We start from the raw sequence: 23,963 nt of genomic DNA, 5'->3' as shown, positions 1-23,963 counted from the left end.
GTTTCGTTTGCGCGCAAAGTGGTTTAGAAGCCAAACCAACGTTTCAAGGCAGATAAAAGACATGACCGAAAAAGAGCGCTTCTACATCACCACCCCGATCTTCTATCCCAACGGCGCGCCGCATATCGGCCACGCCTATACGGCGATTGCGACCGACGTGATGGCGCGCTTCCAGCGGCTTGAGGGCCGCGAGGTTCATTTCCTGTCGGGCACCGACGAGCATGGCCAGAAGATGCAGCAGACGGCAGAGAAGGAAGGCATCACGCCTCTCGCGCTCGCCGACCGCAACTCGGCCGTTTTCCGCGATCTGCTGAAGCGCCTCAACTGCTCCAACGATGACTTCATCCGCACCACCGAAGAGCGTCACCGCATCGCGGTGCAGGCGCTGTGGAAGAAGATGGAAGAGCGCGGCGACATCTATCTCGCCACCTATGGCGGCTGGTATTCCGTGCGCCAGGAAGCCTATTTTGACGAGGGCGAAACGACGGTCGGCACGGACGGCGTTCGCCGCGAGCCGCTCGGCTCGCCGGTCGAATGGGTGGAAGAGGAAAGCTATTTCTTCAAGCTCTCCGCCTATGGCGACAAACTGCTCGAATATTATGAAACCCATCCCGACTTTGTTGGCCCGTCAGAGCGCCGCAACGAGGTCGTGTCCTTCGTCAAGTCGGGTCTGAAGGACCTTTCGATTTCGCGTACGACCTTCAACTGGGGCATCCCAGTTCCGGGCAATCCGGCGCATGTCATGTATGTCTGGGTTGACGCGCTGACCAACTACATCACCGCCGCCGGCTATCCGGACGAGAATGCGCCGTTGTGGAAATTCTGGCCGGCTGTCCACATCATCGGCAAGGACATCATCCGCTTCCACGCCGTCTACTGGCCGGCCTTCCTGATGTCGGCGGGCGTTGAACTGCCGAAGCGCGTCTATGCCCATGGCTTCCTCCTCAACAAGGGGGAGAAGATGTCGAAGTCGGTCGGCAACGTCGTTGACCCGTTCAACCTGATCGATCATTTCGGCCTCGACCAGATCCGCTATTTCTTCATGCGCGAAGTCTCCTTCGGGCAGGATGGCAGCTATAGCGACGAGGCGATTGCCACCCGCATCAATTCGGATCTCGCCAACGGCATCGGCAACCTTGCCAGCCGTTCGCTGTCGATGATCTTCAAGAACTGCGACGGCAAGATCCCGGAATGCGGCCCGCTGACGGACGAAGACAAGGCGATGCTCGCCCATATCGACGGCGTGATCGAAACGGCCCGCGCCGAAATGGGCAATTTCGCCATCCACAAGGCCGTGACCGCCATTATCGCGGCTGTGGCCGAAGGCGATCGCTACTTTGCCGGGCAGGAGCCCTGGGCGCTGAAGAAGACGGACCCGAAGCGCATGGAAACCGTGCTTTACGTCACCGCCGAAACGGTGCGCCAGATCGCGATCCTGTTGCAGCCCTTCATGCCGACCTCGTCAGCCAAGCTGCTCGATCTTGTTGCCGTTCCTGCCGACAGGCGCGGCTTCGACACGTTGGGCGCTGCCGGTCGTCTCGTCTCCGGCACGGCTATCGACCAGCCTACGCCGGTCTTCCCGCGCTATGTTGCGCCGGACGCAACGGCCTGAACGGGGACGAGAAGCGTATGCTGATCGACACGCATTGCCATCTAGACTTTGCCGATTTTGCCGATGAGCGTGACGCGCTCGTCGCGCGCGCCGGAGAGGCTGGCGTCAAGCAGATGGTGACGATTTCGACCCGGGTCGGCAAGTTCGATCAGGTCAAGGCGATTGCCGAAACCTATGCGAATGTCTTCTGCTCGGCCGGTACGCATCCGAACAATGCTGCCGACGAACCGGACCTGCCCGTCGAGGCCTATGTCGAGGCGTCAGCTTACGAGAAATGCGTCGCCATTGGCGAGGCGGGTCTCGACTATCATTACGACTATGCGACGCCCGAGGTGCAGAAGCCTGTCTTCCGCCGGCAGATTGCAGCGGCGCGCCAGACCGGTCTGCCGCTCGTCATCCACGCCCGCAGCGCCGACGACGACATGGCCGCGATCCTGCGCGAAGAAATGGGGAAGGGCGCCTTCGGCTTCATCCTGCATTGCTTCTCGTCCGGGCCGGAGCTTGCCCGCGTCGGCGTCGAGCTCGGCGGCTATATCTCGTTCTCCGGCATCCTGACCTTCCCGAAGTCGCAGGACCTGCGCGATATCGCCGCGACCGTACCGCATGACCGGCTTCTGGTTGAAACGGACGCGCCTTATCTGGCGCCGAAGCCGTTCCGCGGCAAGCGCAACGAGCCGGCCTATGTCGCCCATACAGCAGTCGTGCTCGCCGAAACAATCGGCCTCAGCGTCGAAGACACGGCGCGGCTGACGACCGAAAACGCCTTCCGCTGCTTCTCCCGGATGACGAGGGTCTGACGGCGTGGCGATCAAGCGGCGGTTGACCATTCTCGGCTGCGCCTCATCCCCCGGCGTTCCCCGCATCAATGGCGACTGGGGCGCCTGCGACCCGGCGAACCCCAAGAACCGCAGAACCCGCGCCGCGCTTCTCGTGGAGCAGATCGGCCATGATGGCGGAAAAACGACCGTTGTCGTCGATACCGGCCCGGATTTTCGCGAACAGATGATCGCCGCCGGCGTCCAGCATCTCGACGCTGTGATCTACACTCACGCCCATGCCGACCATCTGCACGGGATTGATGACGTGCGCGGCTACTTCCATGCCCAGCGCCAGCGCATCCCGATCTACGCCGATGCCTTCACCATGGATCGTATCCGCATGGGCTTCGGCTATTGTCTGGAAACGCCTGTCGGCAGCAACTACCCGCCCATCGTCGAGCCGCATCTCATCGAAACATCTGATATGCCGGTGACGATCTCAGGTGCCGGCGGGCCGATCACATTCAACCCGATCCTCCAGGTGCATGGCGATATCATGTCGCTGGGGTTCAGAATCGGCGACTTTGCCTATTGCAGCGATGTGAGCGACTTTCCTGAAATTTCACACGGAAAACTTCAGGACCTCGACACGCTGGTTATCGATTGCCTGCAATATCGGTTCCATCCGAGCCATTTGTCGCTCGAACAGGCGCTCGGCTGGATCGCGCGTTTCGCGCCGCGCCACGCGATCCTCACGCACATGCATATCCCGCTCGACTACGAGAAGGTGATGGCGGAAACGCCGGCGCATGTGGAGCCCGCCTATGACGGGCTCCGGGTCGAATTTGACGTGACCGATACGGTCAACGGGTGAAATAAGGTTCCAGATTCTTCCGGACACGTTCCAGAACCGGCGCGTCGACCGTCGTCGGGTCGAAAGCCGTGCCCGTGATTGCCTGATAAGCCTTCATGTAGACGGCGGACGTTTCCCGGATCAACTCATCCGGGATGGCTGGAATTTCATCCTTGTAAGGGTCGCAGCGCTCATTGACCCAGGCGCGCACGAAATCCTTGTCGAAGCTTTCCGGGCGTTCGCCCGCTTCGAAACGTGCCGGATAGCTCCCGGCAATCCAGTAACGGCTCGAATCCGGCGTGTGGATTTCGTCGGCCAGGATGATCTTGCCGTTCTCGTCCGTGCCGAATTCATATTTCGTGTCGACGAGGATCAGGCCGCGTTCAGCGGCCATCTGTTGGCCACGTGCGAAAAGCTTCAGCGCATAGTCCTTCAGCGTCGCCCACTGCTCTGCGGTCAGAAGACCACGGCTGACGATCTCGTCGGGTGTCAACGGCTCGTCATGGCCGCCATCGAAGGCCTTGCTGGTTGGCGTGATGATCGCCTCGGGCAGTTTCTGGTTCGCCTTCAGGCCATCGGGCAGTGTGATGCCGTACATCTCGCGCTGGCCGGCGTTGTAGAGCGTCAGGATCGAGGTGCTGGTCGTCCCGGCCAGATAGCCTCGCACGACGATCTCGACCGGCAGGATGTCGAGGCGCTTGCCGATGACGACATTCGGATCGGGATACTCGATCACATGGTTCGGGCAGATGTCACCCGTCTTGTCGAACCAGTAGCGGGCGATCTGGGTCAGGATCTGGCCCTTGTAGGGAATGCAGGTCAGGATGCGGTCGAAGGCGCTCAGCCGGTCCGTGGCGATGATGACGCGGCGATCGCCGGGCAGATCGTAATTCTCGCGCACCTTGCCCTTGTAGTGGTTCGGCAGCTCGGGGATCGTGGCGTCGGCGAGGACAGGCATTTTGACCATGGGACATCTTCCGGATAGGTGGCCGGCGCGCCGGCGGAACTTGCCAAACGGGAAACCTTCAACGGGCGCCCGCGTCGTCCCTTCGCTCTACTTGTGCGGCAGCGCGAGCGCAAGCCTGATGCAGCGCTCTCCAGCCTTCAAAAGCCGACCAGAGGACAATCTGGAGCGCGCAAACACGCGCCCCTGCCAACAGTCTCAGGCCACCCGCGTCTGCATCTCCATCGCCCCGAAGGGCGCGTTGACCTTGCCGCCCGTAATGAAGAACGCATAAACGTCATGTGGAACGGGCGAGGGTGCTGTCTCCGGTGCAAGCGCCGGCAGATCGACCGGCATCCGCCCGGCTGCATAAGCCTTCAGCCGCTCGGCCCAAGGGGCGAATCCACTGTCCGGATAGCAATGCGGGTTTTCGTCTTCGCCCTTTTGCAGGCGCAGATAGGCGAACGCGCCCGTGAGGTCGGCAATCATCGGATATTCCGCATGATCGGCCACGACGCAGGCCGTCCCATGGCGACGCAACAGATCGACGAATTCCGGCGTCACGAAGGTCGGATGCCTGACTTCGACGACATGCTTCAACCTTATGCCATCCTGCTCCTCGGGCAGAAGCGACAGGAAGGCACCGAAATCTTCATGGTCGAACTGTTTCGTCGGCATGAATTGCCAGAGGATCGGTCCAAGTTTCTGTCCAAGCTCGGTAATCCCGGAGGTCACGAACTTCATCACCGACTCGCCAGCTTCCGCAAGAACACGCCGGTTCGTGCAGAAACGGCTCGCCTTCAGCGAGAAGACGAAATCCTCCGGCGTTTCGGCCGCCCATTTCGCAAAGGTGGCCGGCTTCTGGCTCGAATAATAGGTGCCGTTGATCTCGATGGCGCGCAGCTTGCTGCTGGCAAAGGACAGTTCGTCCTTGGCCTTCAGCTTTTCCGGATAGAAATGCTTCTTCCACGGATCGAAGGTCCAGCCGCCAATGCCCGTGCGGATCGTTCCGGTCTCAGTCATTGGCGAACACTCCCATTCTATTCGGCAGCCTGCGTCCGTCGAACCGGCCGGCGCGCCAGCAGTTCCTTCAGGAAGTGACCCGTATGCGAGGCCTCGACCTTGACGATGTCTTCCGGCGTTCCTTCCGCCACGATGCGCCCGCCGCCATCGCCGCCTTCCGGACCAAAGTCCAGAATCCAGTCTGCGGTCTTGATGACCTCGAGATTGTGCTCGATGACGATGACGGAATTGCCCTGATTGACCAGTTCGTGCAGCATTTCCAGAAGCTTGGCGACATCGTGGAAATGCAGGCCCGTCGTCGGCTCATCAAGAATGTAGAGCGTGCGCCCGGTCGAGCGCTTGGACAGTTCCTTGGCGAGCTTGACGCGCTGCGCCTCGCCGCCCGAAAGCGTATTGGCCTGCTGGCCGACCTTGATATAGCCAAGCCCGACATCGAACAGCGCCTGCAGCTTGTCGCGCACCGAGGGAACGGCATCGAAGAACTCGACGCCTTCCTCGACGGTCATGTCGAGCACGTCGGCAATCGACTTGCCCTTGAAATGGACGTCGAGCGTTTCGCGGTTGTAGCGCTTGCCGTGGCAGACGTCGCAGGTGACATAGACGTCCGGCAGGAAGTGCATCTCGATCTTGATCACGCCATCGCCCTGGCAGGCCTCGCAGCGGCCGCCCTTGACGTTGAAGGAGAAGCGGCCCGGCTGATAGCCGCGCGCCTTCGCCTCCGGCAGTCCGGCGAACCAGTCGCGAATGGGCGTGAAGGCGCCGGTATAGGTCGCGGGGTTGGAACGCGGTGTGCGGCCGATCGGCGACTGGTCGATATCGATCACCTTGTCGATATGCTCGAAACCATCGATGCGGTCATGTTCGGCGGGATGCTCGCGCGCCCCCATGATGCGACGTGCCGCCGCCTTGTAGAGCGTTTCGATCAGGAAGGTCGACTTGCCGCCACCAGACACGCCGCTGACAGCCGTAAAGACGCCGAGCGGGATGGAGGCGGTAATGTTCTTCAGATTGTTACCGCGCGCGCCATGAACCTTGATTTCCTTACCCTTCTTGGGCTTGCGCCGCGTTTCAGGCACGGCAACGCCAAGCTCGCCGGTCAGATATTTACCGGTCAGCGATTTCGGGTTGGCCATGATATCGGCAGGCGAGCCTTGCGCAATGACCTGACCGCCATGAATGCCGGCAGCCGGTCCGATATCGACGACGTAATCGGCCGTCAGGATTGCGTCTTCGTCATGCTCCACGACGATGACCGTGTTCCCGATATCGCGCAGATGCTTCAGCGTATCGAGTAGCCGCGCATTGTCGCGCTGATGCAGGCCGATCGAGGGCTCATCGAGCACATAGAGCACGCCCGTCAGGCCGGAGCCGATCTGCGAGGCAAGCCGGATGCGCTGGCTTTCGCCGCCCGACAGCGTGCCGGAATTGCGCGACATGCTCAGATATTCGAGGCCCACGTCATTGAGGAAGCGCAGACGGTCGCGGATTTCCTTCAGGATGCGAACGGCAATTTCGTTCTGCTTGGCGGAGAGATGCGCCGGCAGATCCTCGAACCAGTTGCGCGCATTGCGGATCGACATCTGGGTGACTTCGCCGATATGCAGACCGGCAATCTTCACGGCCAGCGCTTCGGGCTTGAGGCGGAAGCCGTTGCAGGCCGGGCAGGGGCTATCGGCCATGAAGCGCTCGATCTCCTCGCGCGCCCAGGCGCTGTCGGTTTCCTTCCAGCGGCGCTCGAGATTGGTGACGACGCCTTCGAAGGTCTTTTCGGTCGTATAGGCGCGCGAACCGTCCTTGTATTCGAACTTGATCTTTTCCTTCGTGCCGAACAGGATCGCCTTCTGCGCCTCTTCCGGCAGGTCAGACCATTTCTGGCCGAGCTTGAAGCCATAATGTTTGCCCAGCGCTTCCAGCGTCTGGCCGTAATAGGGCGAGGAGGATTTCGCCCATGGCACAATCGCGCCATCGCGCAGCGTGCGATGCGGCTCGGGCACGATCAGTTGCGGATCGATCTTCTGCTGGAAGCCGAGGCCGTCGCAGGTCGGGCAGGCGCCAAAGGGATTGTTGAACGAGAAGAGGCGCGGCTCGATTTCCGGGATGGTGAAGCCGGAGACCGGGCAGGCAAATTTCTCAGAGAAAAGAACGCGTTCATGCGTTTCGTTCAGCGACTTGTTGGCCGATCCGCCGGCCGAGGTTTCCTCCGGTGGCAGCGGCTTGTCGGCAAATTCGGCAATTGCCAGGCCATCCGCCAGCTTCAGGCAGGTCTCCAGACTGTCCGCCAGTCGCGAGGCCATGTCGGGGCGCACGACGGCGCGGTCAACGACGACGTCGATGTCATGCTTGTACTTCTTGTCGAGCGTGGGCGCATCGGCGATTTCATAGAACTGTCCATCGACCTTGACGCGCTGGAAGCCCTTCTTCATCAGGTCGGCGAGTTCCTTCTTGTACTCGCCCTTGCGCCCGCGCACGAGCGGCGCGAGGATGTAAAGGCGCGTGCCTTCCGGAAACGCCAGGATCCGGTCCACCATCTGGCTGACCGTCTGGCTCTCGATCGGCAGGCCTGTGGCCGGCGAATAGGGCACGCCGGCGCGCGCGAAGAGCAGGCGCATGTAGTCGTAGATTTCCGTGACCGTGCCGACCGTCGAGCGCGGATTGCGCGAGGTCGTCTTCTGCTCGATGGAAATGGCGGGCGACAGACCGTCGATCTGGTCGACATCCGGCTTCTGCATCATCTCAAGGAACTGGCGCGCATAGGCCGACAGGCTCTCGACATAGCGGCGCTGGCCTTCCGCATAGATCGTGTCGAAGGCAAGCGACGATTTGCCCGAGCCGGACAGGCCGGTCATCACGATCAGCTTGTTGCGCGGCAGATCGAGATCAACCCCCTTCAGATTGTGCTCGCGCGCACCGCGAATGGAAATCGTCTTCAGTTCACTCATGGGATCCACCGGCTAGAAGGGGAGATGATGCCTTATGCCGAATTTACGGCAGGCCTGTCGAGGCAGATCAACGCTTCCCGCCGCTTTGCCCCAAACTCATTTCCCGAATCTGTTGACAAGCATTAACAAGTTCAATAGAACAAATAAAGAACATTTTTGGCGGTCGCGTTTAATTTCGTCGGGATGATAATGGGCAACACCCTGTCAAGATCTGGCAGCATGCCGTGCGGCATGGGAAATGAGTTGTGGATTGGCCTTTGGCTGCAGGCGTAAAGCCGGGCGCGACGGTTTAAGGTGGGCAATCTTTCGGGCAGAAGGGCCCGATAACGATCTTCAGAACAAGGTTTGGTAGTATGGCTGGCAGCGTGAACAAGGTTATTCTCATCGGCAACGTCGGGGCCGATCCCGAAATCCGTCGCACGCAGGACGGCCGTCCGATCGCCAACCTGCGCATCGCGACGTCTGAACAGTGGCGCGATCGCAATTCCGGCGAGCGCAAGGAAAAGACGGAATGGCACAGCGTCGTCGTCTTCAACGAAGGCCTCTGCAAGGTGGTCGAGCAATATGTGAAGAAGGGCGCCAAGCTCTATATCGAGGGTGCGCTTCAGACCCGCAAGTGGCAGGACCAGAACGGCAATGACCGCTATTCCACGGAAATCGTGCTGCAGGGCTTCAACTCGACGCTGACCATGCTGGATGGCCGTGGCGAAGGCGGCGGACGTGGCCAGGGGGGCGATTTCGGCGGCGACTATGGCGGTGGCAACGACTACGGTTCGTCTGCGCCCGCACCGCGCGGCGGCGGCGGTGGCGCCGGACGCGGCTCTTCCCAGCCAGCCGGCAATTTCTCGCGCGACATGGACGACGATATCCCGTTCTGATCGCGATTTGTGATCGGACATTTCCGGAGGCTGTCTGCCCATGGCGCAGCGCATTTCCAATGTCGCACTCATCGTGCGCGATTATCATGAAGCGATAGCCTTCTATTGCGGTGTCCTCGGCTTCGAGTTGCAGGAGGACACCTATCAGCCCGAACAGGACAAGCGCTGGGTCGTGGTGCGGCCCCGCGATGTTTCCGGGAATGTCGGAACCGGGATTGTTCTGGCACGCCCTTCGAGTGACGAGCAGGAGCCGTTTATCGGCCAGCAGGGCGGCGGCCGGGTATTCATGTTTCTGGCGACCGACGACTTCGATCGCGACCATGCCGACTATGTGTCGAAGGGCGTCACCTTCGTGCGTGAGCCGTTGGTGACCCCCTATGGCAAGGTAGCCGTCTTTTCGGATCTCTACGGCAATCTCTGGGATCTCATCCAGTTTGCCGACGGCCATCCGCTTGCTGTTTCAGAGCGCTGAAGTCCTCATAGGACCGATTTCAATCCATCGATGACGAATTGCACCGAAAGCGCTGCCAGCAGCACGCCGAGCAGACGGGTGAGGATAGCGCGGCCCGAGCGTCCCAGGAACCGGTCGATCCGGCTGGCCACGGTCAGCGAGACGAGAACGAGAAAGATGCAGATGCCGATGACACCGATCAGCTCGATGCGGTCGACCGGCGTGTGAAACGAGCCGGCGAGCAGGATCGTTGCCGAGATTGCGCCGGGGCCGGCGATCAGGGGCAGGGCGAGCGGGAAGACAGAGAGGTTGTGGACATGGTCCTCGACCACGGCCGTTTCCGACGTCTTCTGCTTGCGGGCCTCGCGGCGGTCGAAGATCATCTCGAAGGAGATGGCGAAGAGCAGCAGCCCGCCCGCGATGCGAAACGCGCCGATGGAAATTCCCATCGTGCTGAGGATCGCTTCGCCGGCAATGGCGAAGACGGCCAGGATGCCGAAGGCGATCAGTGCGCCGCGCAGTGCCGTGCGGCGGCGCTCCAGTCCGGTCATGCCATGAGTGAGTCCGAGGAAGATTGGCGCGAGACCCGGCGGATCTATGGTCACGACAAGGGTCGTGAACGCGTTGACCAGTTGCTCATATCCCGCCATGACATCCCCCTTTTGGCCATTTCGCCCGGCGTGGCGCGGCCTTTGTCCCGACGTTGATCCCAGTTTTCCGAAAGTTTCAAGCTTTTCCGCAAAAGGGGCGCAAAAGCTGTTAAGAACGAGGTCGAAAATTGGCGGCTGGCAACGCTTTCCGCTATAAAAACGGGATTGATTCCGAAACAAGAATGTGACCGATTTGACAGCGCAAATGACACCTGGCGGACGCGGCCCGAGCGAAATCGAGCCTATCTCCATCATCGAAGAAATGCAGCGTTCCTATCTCGACTACGCGATGAGCGTGATCGTGAGCCGTGCACTGCCTGACGTTCGCGACGGCATGAAGCCGGTGCATCGCCGCATCCTTTACGGCATGTCCGAACTCGGCGTCGACTGGAACAAGAAATACGTCAAATGCGCCCGCGTCACCGGCGATGTCATGGGTAAGTATCACCCCCATGGCGACGCCGCGATCTATGACGCGCTGGCCCGCATGGCGCAGGACTGGTCGCTCCGGCTGCCGCTCATCGACGGTCAGGGCAATTTCGGTTCTGTCGACGGCGACCCGCCGGCAGCCCAGCGCTACACCGAATGCCGCCTGCAGAAGGTCGCGCATTCGCTGCTCGACGATCTCGACAAGGACACGGTCGATTTCCGCGACAACTACGACGGCACGCTGTCCGAGCCGGTCGTCATTCCGGCCAAGTTCCCGAACCTTCTGGTCAACGGCGCCGGCGGCATCGCGGTTGGCATGGCGACGAACATTCCGCCGCACAACCTTTCGGAAGTGATCAACGGCTGCATCGCCGTGATGGACAATCCGGCCATCGAGCTCCTGCAGCTGATGGAACATATCCCGGGTCCGGACTTCCCGACGGGTGCGCTCATCCTCGGTCGCGCCGGCATCCGGTCTGCCTACGAGACGGGCAGGGGCTCCGTCATCATGCGCGGCCGTGCCCGCATCGAGCCGATGCGCGGCGATCGCGAACAGATCATCATCACCGAGATCCCGTATCAGGTGAACAAGTCGACGATGATCGAGAAGATGGCCGAACTCGTGCGCGACAAGCGCGTCGAGGGCGTCTCCGACATTCGCGACGAGTCCGACCGCGAGGGTTATCGCGTCGTCATCGAGCTGAAGCGCGATGCCAATGCCGAAGTCATCCTCAACCAGTTCTATCGCTACACGCCGCTGCAGACCTCGTTTGGCTGCAACATGGTGGCGCTGAACGGCGGCAAGCCGGAACAGATGATCCTGATCGACATGCTGAAGGCCTTCGTGTCCTTCCGCGAAGAAGTCGTCAGCCGCCGCACCAAATACCTGTTGCGCAAGGCCCGCGACCGCGCCCATGTCTTGGTCGGCCTCGCCATCTCCGTTGCCAATATCGACGAAATCATCAACCTCATCCGCCGTGCGCCCGATCCGCAGACGGCGCGCGAGCAGTTGATGGAACGCCGCTGGCCGGCCCAGGACGTCGAAGGCCTGATCCGCCTGATCGACGACCCGCGCCACCGCATCAACGAGGACCTGACCTACAACCTCTCGGAAGAGCAGGCCCGCGCGATCCTCGAACTGCGCCTGGCACGCCTGACAGCGCTCGGCCGCGATGAAATCGGCGACGAACTGAACAAGATCGGCACCGAAATCACCGATTATCTCGACATCCTGTCGTCGCGCCTCCGCATCCAGACCATCGTCAAGGACGAGCTGATCGCCATCCGCGACGAATTCGGCACGCCGCGCCGCTCCGAGATCGTCGAAGGCGGTCCGGATATGGAAGACGAGGACCTGATTGCCCGCGAGGACATGGTCGTCACCGTCAGCCATGCCGGCTACATCAAGCGTGTGCCGCTGACCACCTATCGCGCCCAGCGTCGCGGCGGCAAGGGCCGCTCCGGCATGGCAACGCGCGACGAGGATTTCGTCACGCGGCTCTTCGTTGCCAACACGCATACGCCGGTTCTGTTCTTCTCCTCGCGTGGCATCGTCTACAAGGAAAAGGTCTGGCGCCTGCCCATCGGCACGCCGCAGTCGCGCGGCAAGGCCATGATCAACATGCTGCCGCTGGAACCCGGCGAACGCATCACCACGATCATGCCGCTGCCCGAGGACGAAACAACCTGGGAAAACCTCGACGTCATGTTCGCGACGACCCGTGGCACGGTTCGCCGCAACAAGCTCGGCGATTTCGTCCAGGTCAACCGCAACGGCAAGATCGCGATGAAGCTCGAGGAAGAGGGCGACGAAATCCTCTCCGTCGAAACCTGCACGGAGCATGACGACGTGCTGCTGACGACCGCACTCGGCCAGGCGATCCGCTTCCCGGTCGATGACGTCCGCGTCTTTGCCGGCCGCAACTCCATCGGCGTGCGCGGCATGACGATGGCGGAAGGCGACAGCCTGATCTCGATGACGATCCTCAGCCATGTCGATGCCGATCCTGCAGAACGCGCGGCCTATCTGAAGCGCTCGGCGGCCGAACGCCGCGCCCTGGGCGTCGACGAAGAGGAAATCGCGCTTGTCGGCGAAGATGCCGGCGAAGTGACGGAACTGCCGGAAGAGCGCTATCAGGAACTGAAGGCACGCGAACAGTTCGTGCTGACGGTTTCCGAACGTGGCTTCGGCAAGCGCTCTTCGTCCTACGACTTCCGCATCTCGGGTCGTGGCGGCAAGGGTATCCGCGCCACCGACACGTCCAAGACCGGCGAAATCGGCGTTCTTGTCGCCGCCTTCCCGATCGAGGAGGCCGACCAGATCATGCTCGTCTCAGACGGCGGTCAGCTGATCCGCGTGCCGGTCAACGGCATCCGCATCGCCAGCCGCGCCACCAAGGGCGTCACGATCTTCTCGACGGCGGCAGACGAAAAGGTCGTCTCGGTCGAACGTATCAGCGAGCCGGAAGGCGACGACGAGGCAGACGCCTCCGCCGAGGCCAGTGTCGAGGCAGGCGAGGGCAGCGAGACGCCGCCTTCGGGCACTGCGGAGTGAAACAGAAAAGGGGCTGGCCTGAACGCCAGCCCCTTTTTTATGGGCAGTTAGTTTGACCAGGACGGTCACGCGTTGACCGTTTTCGATATTACTTGGTTGTGTTCGGGTTGGTGACTGCGGCCCTGATCTCGTCTTGAGACAGTGTGCCGTCACCGTTGCTGTCCACTTGCTTGAAGGCCTTGGCGATCGCTGCGGAGTATTCCTCTTTGGTCAAGGTCCCATCCAGATTCTGATCGAGCATCATGAGCTTGTCTGGTTGAATGGGGGACGCAAAGGCGCTGATCTTTTCGCCTTCCGTCTTTCTGGTCGCGTCCTGCAGCATCTCGTCAAAGGTGATTCGCTGGTCGCCATTCGCGTCGAGTTTGAAGTCGACCTCCTCGGCTTTCTGCCGAATGTCCGCCTGTTGCTCCTGGGTCGGAATGATGGTTACGCCGACATTCGTTCGCAGTTTTTGCCTCGCCAGTGGTGTGTAATACACGTCGAGGTCCTGCTTGGTAATCGTGCCGTCGCCGTCGATATCCTTTTGCAGAATACCGCTCAGGAACATGCTGCGGCGCTGAGCGCGTGTCACAGCCTCTTGCAACGTGAACATATCGCGGCTTGCTACACCGGCGCCATTGGTGACCTGATCGAAGAGACGTTCAAGCCGCCTTTGGGTCTCTTCCATGTTGCCTGGCTTGCCCTGAACAACAAAACTGATGAGCCAGTTGGGGACGGAGTTTTGTGGAATTTCCGAGTTCGCGCCGGGTGTAGACAGAGTGAGCACGGACGATAGAAAAACGACGCTGAACATAAAACCTCTCAATCAACGGTCGAATTGCGGGTGGTGGAAATAGGCACGCATAAATTGAAATATTTGTGAAGATTGGTTGTGCGATTTTAGACGTCAACCAACCTCTTCACAGATCAGCCCCACAGCTATTGCGAAGTGGGGCGCCGATTCCCAGATAACCCGTAACGCGTAACTGAAAGAGAGACCCCGATGCGCTTGCTGATTGCACTGATCCTGCCCTGGCTGACTTTCTTCACGATCGGCAGGCCGATTGCAGGGGTCATCTGCCTCATTCTCCAGATCACCCTGATCGGCTGGCTGCCAGCGGCGTTCTGGGCTGTTTATGCGCTGAGCCAGTACAACACCGACAAGAAGATCGAAAAGGCTTTGGGTCAAAGGGGCTGATAGACCTCATGGATGAGCTTGATCGGAACGAGGACCGCCTTTTCAATGATGCGTTTCTCGCCACCGTATACGACGCCTGGTATCCCTCCAAAGAGCGCGATGACTATGCGTTCTATCTGCCCTTTGCCCTGGCGGCCCGGCGCGTTCTCGATGTGGGCTGCGGCACCGGGACGTTTCTGAGCACGGTGCTCGGGCGTGGCCATACGGGCCATTTGACTGGAATCGACCCGAGTGCGGGCGTCATCGAGGTGGCAAGGCGCCATGCCGGAATCGCGTGGATTGAAGGCAGGCTCGAAGATCAGACTTGGTCGGAGACCTTCGATCTCGCAGTCATGACCGGCCACGCATTTCAGACCATTCGCGGCCACAGCGACATGAAACGGTTTCTCGGCTCAGCCGCTAGATCGCTGCGGGCAGGCGGCCTGTTTGCGTTTGAAAGCAGAAATCCCACTGCTCGTGCCTGGGAGTCCTGGCGTGACAGGCCATCCACCGCGATCCAGATGCCGGATGGTCGAGAGGTCACGGTTTCGACACGACTGACGTCGGATTTCAATGGAGAGACTGTCAGCTTCGTTCACACATTCACGGGCGATTTTGCAGGCTCGCCATTGCAAAGTGAAGGCACCCTGCAGTTCTGGAGCGAGCCGGTCCTAAGCGACTTGCTTCAGCAAGCCGGCTTCGTGATCGAAGCCCAGTATGGCGACTTCGCCGGCGTGGAGTTCGACCAATCAAGCGCTGAGATCGTCATCATCGCCCGCAAGATCTGAATCAATCAGCTTTCCTCGTCAATCCCGTCATTCGACAATTGCAGGATCGCGCCCGCCAGCGTTTCTGGCATCTGGGCGCCGGAGACCGCATATTTGCCGTCGAGGATGAAGAACGGGACCCCCGAAACGCCCATTTTCTGCGCGGCGTCGATCTCATCGACAACGGTATCCTTGTCCGCGTCGCTTGCCAGCAGTTTGCCGATCACATCGCCGTCCATCCCGGCCTCAACGGCGATCTCGACGAGCACCTTGTGGTCGCCGACATTGCGGCCTTCCGAGAAATTCGCCTTGAACAGGAGATCCGCGACCTTGCTCTGGACGTCGCGACCATGCTGCAGCGCCCAGTGGAGCAGGCGATGGGCATCCAGCGTGTTGGGCCCAACCTTGATCGCATCGAAATCATAGTCGATGCCGGCTTCCTTGCCGTACTCGACGATCTGCGCATGCGCCCGGTCGACATTCGCCTTGCCGCCGAACTTGGACGCGAGCCAGGCCTGATGGTCGATGCCTTCGGCCGGAATGTCCGGGTTCAGGCGATAGGGCCGCCAGGTGATGGAAACATCGGCCTGGCCTGCGGTCATGGCCAGCGCCTGTTCAAGGCGAGCCTTGCCCAGATAGCACCACGGGCAAACGACGTCGGAGACGATATCGATGGAAACGGTTCTCAAATCGGATTTCCTTTCGGACGACAAAACAGCAATTCAGAAACCAGCATATAGCCACTTTTCATTCGCAATTGCGGAAAAACAAGCAAACAGAGCGTTCGCTTTTCGGAACTCATCGCGCTCGCGCCGTCTCGTCCCACCAGGCCGGCAGGGAATATCCGTAGAGCGGTGTCACGGGCGGATGCGCAAGGTTCTTCCGGTGCGCCACCCATTGCTGGGCAATGTGGTAGAGCGGAATGACATAATAGCGTGACATCAGGACCCGATCGAGGGCCCTGATCGAGGCGATGAAATCGTCCTGGCCGCGTGCGCTGACGATGGTTGCCAGGATACGATCGATGCCCGGGTCCGCAACGCCTGCGAAACTGTCGGTCCCTTGCACGCTCCTGCTTGCCGATCCCCAGCGCCCGATCTGTTCTGCGCCCGGAGAGAGCGACGAACTGTACGATTTCAGAACCATATCATAATCGAAGGATTGCGACCGCTGCTGATACGAGCTGTCATCGACCGTGCGCACGACGATATCGACACCAATGGCGGTCAGGAACCTCTGGTAGGCCAGCGCCACCTTTTCCTGGTCTGGGCTCTGCGTCATGATCTCGAATGTCAGCGGCTTGCCCTTGCCGTCGACCATCTTGCCGTCGCGGATCGAATAGCCTGCCTCCTTGAGCAGATCGACCGAACGCTTGAGGACCTTGCGGTCACGCCCCGTACCGTCGGTCACCGGCAGCCGGTAGCTGCCATCAAGAAACTCCGGCTCCATATCCTTCTTCAGATCGCCGATCAGGGACAATTCCTTCTCGCTGGCCGGCACGCCGTAGCTGGAGAGATCGGAATTCTGCCAGAAGCTTTCCGTCCGGGCATAGACTTCGCCGAAGAGATTGCGGTTCACCCATTCGAAATCGAAGGCCAGCGTCAGCGCCTCGCGAACGCGCACATCCTGAAACAGCGGGCGTCGCGTGTTGAAAACGAAGCCGAACATGCCGGAGGGAAGCTTCGGCATGAACTCCTCGCGAACGACATCGCCCGATCGAACGGCCGGAAAATTGTAGGAATCGCGCCAATGCGTCGGGCTCCCGTCGGCATAGATGTCGACGTCACCCTTCTTGAAGGCTTCGAACAGCGTCTGGTCCTGCAGATAATAGTTGATGGTAATCCGGTCGTAGTTGGCGAGCCCGCGCATGGCGGGCAGGTCGTTGGCCCAATAGTTGGGATTGCGCTTGTAGACGATCTTTTCGCCCGGCTTGACCCTGTCGAACAGGTAGGGTCCCGAGCCGATCATCTGCGTGAGGCCGGATTGCTCAAACTTTTTTGGGTCGATCGCGTGCTTCGGAAGCACCGGCGAGAGCGCCAGAAGCATTGGAAACTCGCGATCGGCATCCTTGGTGAAGGTGAAGCGAACGCTGTTTTCGCCGACCTTCTCCATCTTCTCGACCTTCTTCAGGCGGTTGGAGAAGGGCGGTCGGCCATGGTCGCGCAGGAGTTCGAAGGTGAAGATCACGTCGTCTGCCGTCACCGGCTTGCCATCCGACCAGCGCGCGCGCGAATCGAGATTGAACTGCAGGTAGGTGCGATCGTCATCCATTTCGACGGACTTGGCCAGCAGTCCATAGAGCGTGAACGGCTCGTCTGCGGAGCGCAGCATCAGCGGCTCGAAGATAAGGCTGCCATATTGCGGATCCCAGAGCCCGCGGGCCGTCGTGCGCATGCCCTTGAGCACAAAGGGGTTGAGACTGTCGAACGTGCCGACCACGCCATAGGTCACCGAACCGCCCTCGGGCGCCTTGGGATCGGCGTAGGGAAAATGGTCGAAATCCGCGGGCAGGGCAGGTGCGCCGTGCATGGCAATGGCATGCGTGGGCTCGGCCCGCGAGACAGTCGCTGTGAGAACAAAGACAGCTGTCTGCACCACGGCAGCAATTGCGAGCAGCAATCTCAAATACCGGCCCTTCCATATGTGATCGATTCGCCGGCGAGGTTACCATGCAATGGGTCCAAAACGCGGCTTCGGGCGGTCCGCAGGCGCAAAAAACCGAATGCAGGGCTGGAAAAACCCTATTCACTTCTGTAACAGGAAGTGAAATTGCATGGGCCATTCAAATGCCTTATTTGGCCCACAGACACCGCGACGAGATTGAACGAGCGGGGCGCGTGACGCCTGAGCTTGTGGAACGATGACACCGGGAGACCAAAACCGAATGAATATCTCACTGAAGAAGTTCGCCGCCGCTGCTGTCGGCAGCCTGTCCCTGCTGGTAGCCGGCACCGCCGTCAACGCACAGGACGCAGCGCCGGAAGGCGCGCCGCAGGCTCTTCCGCAGGGCTGGTTCAAGGTCTGCACCAAGCAGGAAGACAATGACGTCTGCATCGTGCAGAACCTTCAGCAGGCGGCCAATGGCCAACTTCTGACGGCTGTCGGCCTCATCACCGTTTCCGGCAAGGTCAACCGCAAGCTCATCCAGGTATCGGTTCCTTCCGCTCGCGCCATCGCACCGGGCATCCTGATGCAGATCGACGGCGGCAAGGGCCAGAAGCTCGACTACGCCGTCTGCATGCCCGACAAGTGCATTGCCGAAGCGCCGCTGACCGATGGCCTGATCGCCGCGCTCAAGAAGGGCAACGAAGTGGTCTTCACCTCGATCAACTTCCAGCGCGCCCCGAACCCGATCAAGATCGCTCTTGAAGGCTTCGGCACCTCCTTCGACGGCGCTCCGGTCGAGCAGTCGAAGCTGGAAGAAACCCAGCGCGCCCTGCAGGAGAAGACGCTGAAGGAAGCCGAAGCTCGCCGCAAGAAGCTGGAAGACGCCCAGAAGGCAGCGACGCAGAACCCGAAGTAAGGTTCTGATCTGGAATACGAAAAAAGCCCGGAACGCGTTCCGGGCTTTTTTGTTTGGAGGGGCAGGACGTTTCTTGAACTCCAGCTTCCGCTGACGTCAATGTGCGATGATGGCCTTCGGCTTGTAATGCCCGGGATCGGCAGCCTCGAAGATCTGGGTGATCTGCGGGTGCCTCAGCGGCATGCCGCTTTCATCCGCCACGAGGTTCTGCTCCGAAACATAGGCGACATATTCCGTCTCTTCATTCTCCGCGAGGAGATGGTAGAACGGCTGTTCACGGGTCGGCCTGACCTCGGCAGGAATGGAATTCCACCATTCCTCGGTGTTGGCATATTCCGGATCGACATCAAAGATCACGCCGCGGAACGGAAAGATCCGATGGCGCACGACCTGTCCAATCTGATACTTCGCGATACCTTGCTTCATTGTCATATTCCTTTCACAGGAATATTTGGTGCAATTTTTGCAAAGCGCAAGAGGGTAGGTGTTGCAGAGCGGCCATACCCGCGTTTGCTTGCCATATCTTAACGCAGTCGCCGCATAATGGTCCCAGCAGCAAACTCGGGGGTCGATGATGACGATGGCCAATCTGGCGCAGCTTTCGCCTGGAATGACCGTGCGGGCAGACACGCTGCACCTTGCCGAAGTGGTCAGCGCTCTCAGCGCCGCGCTCGACATGACGGACGGCCAGCCGGTCGGCCACAGTGCCAGATGCTGCTGGATCGGCATGCATGTCGGCGAACGGCTCGGCCTCGAGACGTCCGAATTGCACGATCTCTTCTACATGCTCTTCCTGAAGGACCTTGGATGCAGCAGCAATGCGGCGCGCATCTGCCAGCTCTATGCAACGAATGACCACGAATTCAAGCGCAATTCCAAGCTGATGGATCAGAGCCTCGGTCAGGTTCTGCATTTCGTGGCGACGAATACGGCAGTGAAATCCGGTCTCGCCACCAAGCTCAAGACCATCCTGAACATCGCCAGAAACGCCGGCAACATCACGCGCGATCTCATCGAGACGCGCTGCGAGCGCGGCGCCGAGATTGCCCGCACCATGCGCTTTCCCGAGACCGTGGCGCGCGGCATTCTGGACCTTGACGAACACTGGGATGGTCGCGGCCATCCGCTCGGTCGCCAGCAGAACGACATTTCACTGCTGGCCCGCATTGCGCTTCTCGCCCAGGTCATCGATGTCTTTCACATCACCGGCGGTCGCGAGGCTGCGCTGAGCGAGGTGCGCAGGCGGGCAGGGACCTGGTTTGACCCTGAGCTTGTCACCCTCTTCGAGAGGCTCGCCAAGGACCAGTCTTTCTGGGCCGTGCTCGAAGGACAGGACATTGAAGCCCGGGTGTTCGCGCTCGAACCGGCCACGAACCGCACGCCTGTCGATGACGATCTGCTGGATGACATCGCCGATGGTTTCGCACAGGTCGTGGACGCCAAGAGCCCGTTTACCAGCGGCCACAGCAAGCGCGTTGCGCTCTATAGCGACATGATCGCCGAAGAACTGGGCATGGAGGTTTCGCGCAAGCGCTGGCTGGTCCGTGGTGCGCTTCTGCACGATATTGGAAAGCTGGGCATTTCCAACGAGATACTCGACAAGGCCGGCAAGCTGGATGAGGATGAGTGGCGTGCCATGAAGAACCATCCGGTGCTCGGCCAACATATCCTGTCGAGGATCGACACGTTTTCCGGCATTGCCTCGATTGCCATGAACCATCACGAAAAGCTCAACGGCAAGGGGTATCCCAACGGCATCGGCGCCGACGTACTCGATCTGGAAACACGCATCGTCACGGTCGCCGACATCTTCGACGCCCTGAGCGCCGACCGTCCATACCGCGCCGCGATGGCGACATCGAAGGCACTGTCGATCATGCGGGAGGAAGTTGGCACCGGTCTTGATCGCGATTGCTTCGATGCGCTGGTATCAGCCATCGGAAGGCTTGAGAACGCCAAGGCAAGCGCCGCACGGGAAACCGCAAGCGCGGTCTGATCCAATCATGGGCGGGCCCTGGACCAAGCCACGCAAGCTGGATCACATCGGCCCAGACCTCGGCAAATCGGCACACGTATGGACATTTATGTTCCATAATCTATCTTATCAGATTTGGATATGTTGCCAGGCAGATTCCATTTTCAAATGCAACGGAGACAATAATGGCCATGATTTCAGGAGGATGGAATGGCCCGCTCTTTTATGCAGTTGAGTTTGGACGAACGACGTATCATCGCGCAGATGAATGAGAAGAAGATCAGCCAGGCCGAGATCGCCCGCAGGCTCGGTCGGGATCGTTCGACCATCTGCCGGGAACTGCGGCGCAATTTCTGGCATGACCGAGAGGTCCCGATTGCCGAAGGCTACTGGCATGTGACAGCGCACCGGTTGGCGGCGGCTCGCCGGCGCCAGTATCGTAAACTGCTGCGCGATCCTCTTCTGTGCGCGGCCGTCATTGAGCGTTTGCAGGAGGGTTGGTCGCCTGAACAGATTTCGGGACGGATCCGGCTGTCGAGTGGTGCACAGACGAGGTTGAGCCATGAGACGATCTATCGGTATGTCTACTCGAAGGAAGGCCAAGATCAGCAACTGGCGCGATATCTGCCCGAAAGACGCAGAAGGCGCCGGCCCCGATATGCTCGCAAACCCCGAAGCCTCGTCTTTCCCATGGAATGCGCCATACGGAACAGACCTGAAAGGGTCAATTCCCGACAGGAATTCGGCCATTGGGAAGCGGATTTGATGATCTTCAGAAAGGAGCATGGTTCCGCCAACATAGCGACTGTTGTTGAACGAAAGAGCCGTTACACGGTGCTGTTTCGCAATAACGACCGGCGCTCGAAGCCGATCATGAACCAGTTGATCCATCATCTGACTCCCCTGCCCGCCGCAGCCCGCCAAAGCCTGACATTCGACAGAGGACTGGAGTTCACGTCATGGCGCGAACTGGAGACTGGCATGGGAGCGGCGGCATGGTTCTGCGATCCGCAGGCGCCCTGGCAGAAAGGCACCGTCGAGAACACCAACAAGCGTGTCCGGCGCTATCTACCCCCGGAAACCGTTGTACTGGACATCACCGATCAAGACATCCGGGCACTGTGCGATCGGCTCAACGACACGCCGAGAAAGTGCTTGGAGTATAGGACGCCCAAGGAAGTGTTCCGTCAGCATCTGTTGGCTATGGGCACATGAAGATGTAGATTTCCGCGACGCGTTGCATTCAAATTGGAACCAGCACCAAATCCTGGAGCCTCAGGACGTCTGCCCTTTGAAACCTATTGCCTCGGCGGTCCCTTTCTCATCAGGTCGGCATAGGCTTCGTCAGCCTGACGCTGTGCCACATAGAGCGCGTCCTGTGCATCCTGCATCCGCATCCGCGCATCGTCACGACGACGCCACAGGTCGTTTCTCCGGTCGCGATCCTTTTCGACCTTGATGTCGTTGCTGATCTGGTCGAGCTCATAGCGTGCGCTGTCGACCGCGGACTGCGCCGAGTGAACACGCCCGCCGATCTGCGCGTAATAGGAAAACTGCTGCATCTGGTCGGCCGGACACATGCTGGCATCCGTGCGTCCCTTCTGCCCGGCGGCCAGCCCGTTGGCAGGCGTGCAATAATTCCGGATGCCCTTCTGCCAGCCGGCATCCCACTTTGCCGTATCGACGGGCAGCTTGTATTGCGAGCAGGCTTTCTGATGTTCGGCAATATAGGATTGCGGCTCGCCGTTTTGGCCGTTCTGGAGCCCGAGCTGCTCCCAATCGACCGTCTGGCATTCGTTCTTGTTGAGTGTCGCGCAACCAGAAAGGAACAGCGACGCCACCATCGCCGCGCAGAACGCCAGCGTCACACAAAATCTGGAAGTCATCGCCCCATCAGCCCCCTGATATCCCCGGAGCAATACTAGGCAATCGGTTTTTCAAGTAAAGACCGTTTCGCGCCTGCCGATGCTGCGAAGCAGTTGACGTCGCGTTGCAAGCGGCTATAAGCGCAAGTCGGAAAACGAAATCGCTGGATCGCTTCAGCGAATGCCGTTTTCCGATAGCTGAAGAAATCGAGATTTTCTCTTTATCTTCAGACGGATGGAAGAGTGTCCGAGTGGTTTAAGGAACCGGTCTTGAAAACCGGCGTGCGGGAGACCGTACCGTGGGTTCGAATCCCACCTCTTCCGCCAAAGCGCCCCAAATTCCATCACTGTTCGACGAAGACTTTGAAGAGCCGGTTTCCGGTCCGCCGAACCGCCCGCAATGCCGTTGCGGCAAAAGCCGGCTTAAGCGCCAACGCGTTCGAAATGAACGAGTTCCCTTTCAAGGATATGGTGCACGCGCGAATGGATCTTCAGGTTCGGGATGACACCGGCCCGCCAGGCGCTGCGATAGACATCGCGGCTGCTGTCGTAGATCATTCCCCAGGCGATCAGGCTGGCGAGGATGGAGATGATGTAGATCTGGATGCGCATGGGTTACGGTCTAGCCGCAATTGAGGCAATCCTGCGGCAAATACAGAGGGTCACAGAAAGTTCATCCACGCCTGCCGGCTTTTGCGGCCGAAGATCGGGACGAGGCGCGAGGTGCGGTGGTTCCGCACCTCGACACAAACACGAGTGCCTCAGCCGACAAAGGCCCGTTCGATCACGAACTCCGCCGGCTTGTTGTTGGCCCCTTCGGTAAGCCCTGCCCGCTCCAGCAGTTCCTTCGTATCCTTGAGCATCGCTGCCGAGCCGCAGATCATGCCGCGATCAATGGCCGGGTCCAGCGGCGGAACGCCGAGATCGGCATAGAGCTTGCCGTTTTCCATCAGGTCGGTGATGCGGCCCTGGAACGGATAGTCCTCGCGCGTTACCGTCGCATAATGCTTCAGCTTGTCGCCGACGATCTCGGAGAGGATTTCATCGTTCCTGATTTCCTCGACGAGGTCGAAGCCGTATTGCAACTCGGCGACTTCGCGGCAGGTATGGGTGAGGATGACTTCCTCGAATTTCTCATAGGTTTCCGGCTCGCGGATCAGCGAGGCGAAGGGGGCGATGCCCGTGCCTGTCGAGAACATGTAAAGGCGCTTGCCGGGCGTCAGCGCGTCGAGCACCAGCGTTCCCGTCGGCTTCTTGCGCATGAAGACGGTATCGCCCGGCTGGATCTTCTGCAGCTCGGTCGTCAGCGGGCCGTCCGGCGCCTTGATCGAGAAGAATTCCAGTTCCTCGGCCCAGGCGGGGCTGGCGATCGAATAGGCGCGATAGAGCGGCTTGCCCTCGACCATCAGGCCGATCATCACGAACTCGCCCGAACGGAAGCGGAAGCTTTCCGGCCGCGTCATCCTGAAGCGGAACAGACGGTCCGTGTAGTGATGGACGAAGGTCACGGTTTCAGCGAAGACGCCGGCCGGCACCTCTGCCGCGACATCCTGTTTCAATACGGGTGCGTTCATTCTTGATCCAATC

Annotated in this window: 22 protein-coding genes and 1 tRNA gene; 12 read left to right on the top strand and 11 right to left on the bottom strand. The window is 60.1% G+C overall.

Features of this window, described 5'->3' with window-relative positions:
* Positions 1–7: 7 nt before the first annotated feature.
* Genes metG through LQK84_RS00395 form a run of 3 tightly spaced genes read left to right on the top strand, consistent with a single transcriptional unit; the run spans position 8 to position 3,244 of the window.
* Positions 8–1,612: a methionine--tRNA ligase gene (gene metG / locus LQK84_RS00405; RefSeq protein WP_269071697.1), complete on the top strand. Its 1,605-nt coding sequence runs from the start codon at positions 8–10 to the stop codon at positions 1,610–1,612.
* A 17-nt stretch (positions 1,613–1,629) separates the two neighbouring features.
* The gene (locus tag LQK84_RS00400; RefSeq protein WP_230826636.1) at positions 1,630–2,409 is read left to right on the top strand and encodes a TatD family hydrolase; all 780 of its coding nucleotides are present in this window, start codon (positions 1,630–1,632) and stop codon (positions 2,407–2,409) included.
* Between the two features lie 4 nt (positions 2,410–2,413).
* Positions 2,414–3,244 (top strand): MBL fold metallo-hydrolase, encoded by an 831-nt coding sequence (locus LQK84_RS00395; protein ID WP_230826635.1) that lies wholly within the window; start codon positions 2,414–2,416, stop codon positions 3,242–3,244.
* On the opposite strand, the gene LQK84_RS00390 is transcribed toward LQK84_RS00395, so the two are convergent.
* The 3 genes from LQK84_RS00390 to uvrA form a co-directional block, all read right to left on the bottom strand.
* Positions 3,234–4,181 carry a phosphoribosylaminoimidazolesuccinocarboxamide synthase gene (locus tag LQK84_RS00390; RefSeq protein ID WP_230827256.1) on the bottom strand — a complete coding sequence of 316 codons (948 nt, stop codon included), beginning with the start codon at positions 4,179–4,181 and terminating at the stop codon, positions 3,234–3,236. The genes LQK84_RS00395 and LQK84_RS00390 overlap by 11 nt on opposite strands.
* Positions 4,182–4,385: 204 nt before the next feature.
* Positions 4,386–5,189, bottom strand: coding sequence for a DUF72 domain-containing protein (locus LQK84_RS00385; protein WP_230826634.1), 804 nt, complete (start codon positions 5,187–5,189; stop codon positions 4,386–4,388).
* A gap of 17 nt (positions 5,190–5,206) precedes the next feature.
* The gene (gene uvrA, locus LQK84_RS00380) at positions 5,207–8,128 is read right to left on the bottom strand and encodes an excinuclease ABC subunit UvrA (protein ID WP_230826633.1); all 2,922 of its coding nucleotides are present in this window, start codon (positions 8,126–8,128) and stop codon (positions 5,207–5,209) included.
* 353 nt (positions 8,129–8,481) lie between these two features.
* Between uvrA and LQK84_RS00375 the strand changes: the two genes are divergently transcribed.
* Together LQK84_RS00375 and LQK84_RS00370 are read left to right on the top strand one after the other, a co-directional pair.
* The gene (locus LQK84_RS00375) at positions 8,482–9,006 is read left to right on the top strand and encodes a single-stranded DNA-binding protein (protein ID WP_230826632.1); all 525 of its coding nucleotides are present in this window, start codon (positions 8,482–8,484) and stop codon (positions 9,004–9,006) included.
* A gap of 40 nt (positions 9,007–9,046) precedes the next feature.
* Positions 9,047–9,478 (top strand): VOC family protein, encoded by a 432-nt coding sequence (locus LQK84_RS00370; protein ID WP_230826631.1) that lies wholly within the window; start codon positions 9,047–9,049, stop codon positions 9,476–9,478.
* A 5-nt stretch (positions 9,479–9,483) separates the two neighbouring features.
* Here the strand turns inward: LQK84_RS00370 and LQK84_RS00365 are convergent, their stop codons facing one another.
* Complete coding sequence (locus LQK84_RS00365; protein ID WP_230826630.1) at positions 9,484–10,107, bottom strand: MarC family protein; 624 nt, start codon at positions 10,105–10,107, stop codon at positions 9,484–9,486.
* Positions 10,108–10,300: 193 nt separating this feature from the next.
* On the opposite strand from LQK84_RS00365, the gene gyrA reads away from it, so the two are divergent.
* Positions 10,301–13,090, top strand: a complete 2,790-nt coding sequence (gene gyrA / locus LQK84_RS00360; RefSeq protein ID WP_442966871.1) for a DNA gyrase subunit A — start codon at positions 10,301–10,303, stop codon at positions 13,088–13,090.
* Positions 13,091–13,178: 88 nt separating this feature from the next.
* On the opposite strand, the gene LQK84_RS00355 is transcribed toward gyrA, so the two are convergent.
* Positions 13,179–13,883 carry an EF-hand domain-containing protein gene (locus LQK84_RS00355; RefSeq protein ID WP_230826628.1) on the bottom strand — a complete coding sequence of 235 codons (705 nt, stop codon included), beginning with the start codon at positions 13,881–13,883 and terminating at the stop codon, positions 13,179–13,181.
* A 189-nt stretch (positions 13,884–14,072) separates the two neighbouring features.
* Here LQK84_RS00355 and LQK84_RS00350 point away from each other — a divergent pair, with 189 nt between their 5' ends.
* Together LQK84_RS00350 and LQK84_RS00345 are read left to right on the top strand one after the other, a co-directional pair.
* Entirely contained in the window at positions 14,073–14,267 is a 195-nt protein-coding gene (locus LQK84_RS00350; RefSeq protein ID WP_230826627.1) for a YqaE/Pmp3 family membrane protein, read from the top strand.
* An 8-nt stretch (positions 14,268–14,275) separates the two neighbouring features.
* Positions 14,276–15,034: a class I SAM-dependent DNA methyltransferase gene (locus tag LQK84_RS00345; protein ID WP_230826626.1), complete on the top strand. Its 759-nt coding sequence runs from the start codon at positions 14,276–14,278 to the stop codon at positions 15,032–15,034.
* Positions 15,035–15,039: 5 nt separating this feature from the next.
* Here LQK84_RS00345 and LQK84_RS00340 read toward each other — a convergent pair whose 3' ends face one another.
* A complete protein-coding gene (locus tag LQK84_RS00340; protein WP_230826625.1) occupies positions 15,040–15,702 on the bottom strand; it encodes a DsbA family oxidoreductase in 663 nt (220 codons plus the stop codon).
* Between the two features lie 109 nt (positions 15,703–15,811).
* The gene (locus LQK84_RS00335; RefSeq protein ID WP_230827255.1) at positions 15,812–17,620 is read right to left on the bottom strand and encodes an extracellular solute-binding protein; all 1,809 of its coding nucleotides are present in this window, start codon (positions 17,618–17,620) and stop codon (positions 15,812–15,814) included.
* Between the two features lie 277 nt (positions 17,621–17,897).
* Here LQK84_RS00335 and LQK84_RS00330 point away from each other — a divergent pair, with 277 nt between their 5' ends.
* Positions 17,898–18,536, top strand: coding sequence for an invasion associated locus B family protein (locus LQK84_RS00330; protein WP_230826624.1), 639 nt, complete (start codon positions 17,898–17,900; stop codon positions 18,534–18,536).
* Between the two features lie 96 nt (positions 18,537–18,632).
* Here the strand turns inward: LQK84_RS00330 and hspQ are convergent, their stop codons facing one another.
* Entirely contained in the window at positions 18,633–18,962 is a 330-nt protein-coding gene (gene hspQ / locus LQK84_RS00325; protein WP_230826623.1) for a heat shock protein HspQ, read from the bottom strand.
* 148 nt (positions 18,963–19,110) lie between these two features.
* Here hspQ and LQK84_RS00320 point away from each other — a divergent pair, with 148 nt between their 5' ends.
* Entirely contained in the window at positions 19,111–20,532 is a 1,422-nt protein-coding gene (locus LQK84_RS00320) for an HD-GYP domain-containing protein (protein WP_330166386.1), read from the top strand.
* A gap of 189 nt (positions 20,533–20,721) precedes the next feature.
* The gene (locus LQK84_RS00315; protein ID WP_230826622.1) at positions 20,722–21,726 is read left to right on the top strand and encodes an IS30 family transposase; all 1,005 of its coding nucleotides are present in this window, start codon (positions 20,722–20,724) and stop codon (positions 21,724–21,726) included.
* Positions 21,727–21,809: 83 nt separating this feature from the next.
* On the opposite strand, the gene LQK84_RS00310 is transcribed toward LQK84_RS00315, so the two are convergent.
* Positions 21,810–22,379 carry a DUF2799 domain-containing protein gene (locus tag LQK84_RS00310; protein WP_230826621.1) on the bottom strand — a complete coding sequence of 190 codons (570 nt, stop codon included), beginning with the start codon at positions 22,377–22,379 and terminating at the stop codon, positions 21,810–21,812.
* A gap of 234 nt (positions 22,380–22,613) precedes the next feature.
* Between LQK84_RS00310 and LQK84_RS00305 the strand changes: the two genes are divergently transcribed.
* Positions 22,614–22,703 (top strand) — tRNA-Ser (locus LQK84_RS00305).
* A gap of 96 nt (positions 22,704–22,799) precedes the next feature.
* Here LQK84_RS00305 and LQK84_RS00300 read toward each other — a convergent pair.
* Together LQK84_RS00300 and LQK84_RS00295 are read right to left on the bottom strand one after the other, a co-directional pair.
* Entirely contained in the window at positions 22,800–22,988 is a 189-nt protein-coding gene (locus LQK84_RS00300; protein WP_230826620.1) for a hypothetical protein, read from the bottom strand.
* 149 nt (positions 22,989–23,137) lie between these two features.
* Positions 23,138–23,950 (bottom strand): ferredoxin--NADP reductase, encoded by an 813-nt coding sequence (locus tag LQK84_RS00295; RefSeq protein ID WP_230826619.1) that lies wholly within the window; start codon positions 23,948–23,950, stop codon positions 23,138–23,140.
* Positions 23,951–23,963 lie beyond the last annotated feature (13 nt).

The sequence above is a fragment of the Rhizobium sp. C4 genome (assembly GCF_021026315.1).
Classification (GTDB): domain Bacteria; phylum Pseudomonadota; class Alphaproteobacteria; order Rhizobiales; family Rhizobiaceae; genus Ensifer_A.
This window is presented reverse-complemented; position numbering and strand designations above follow the sequence as displayed.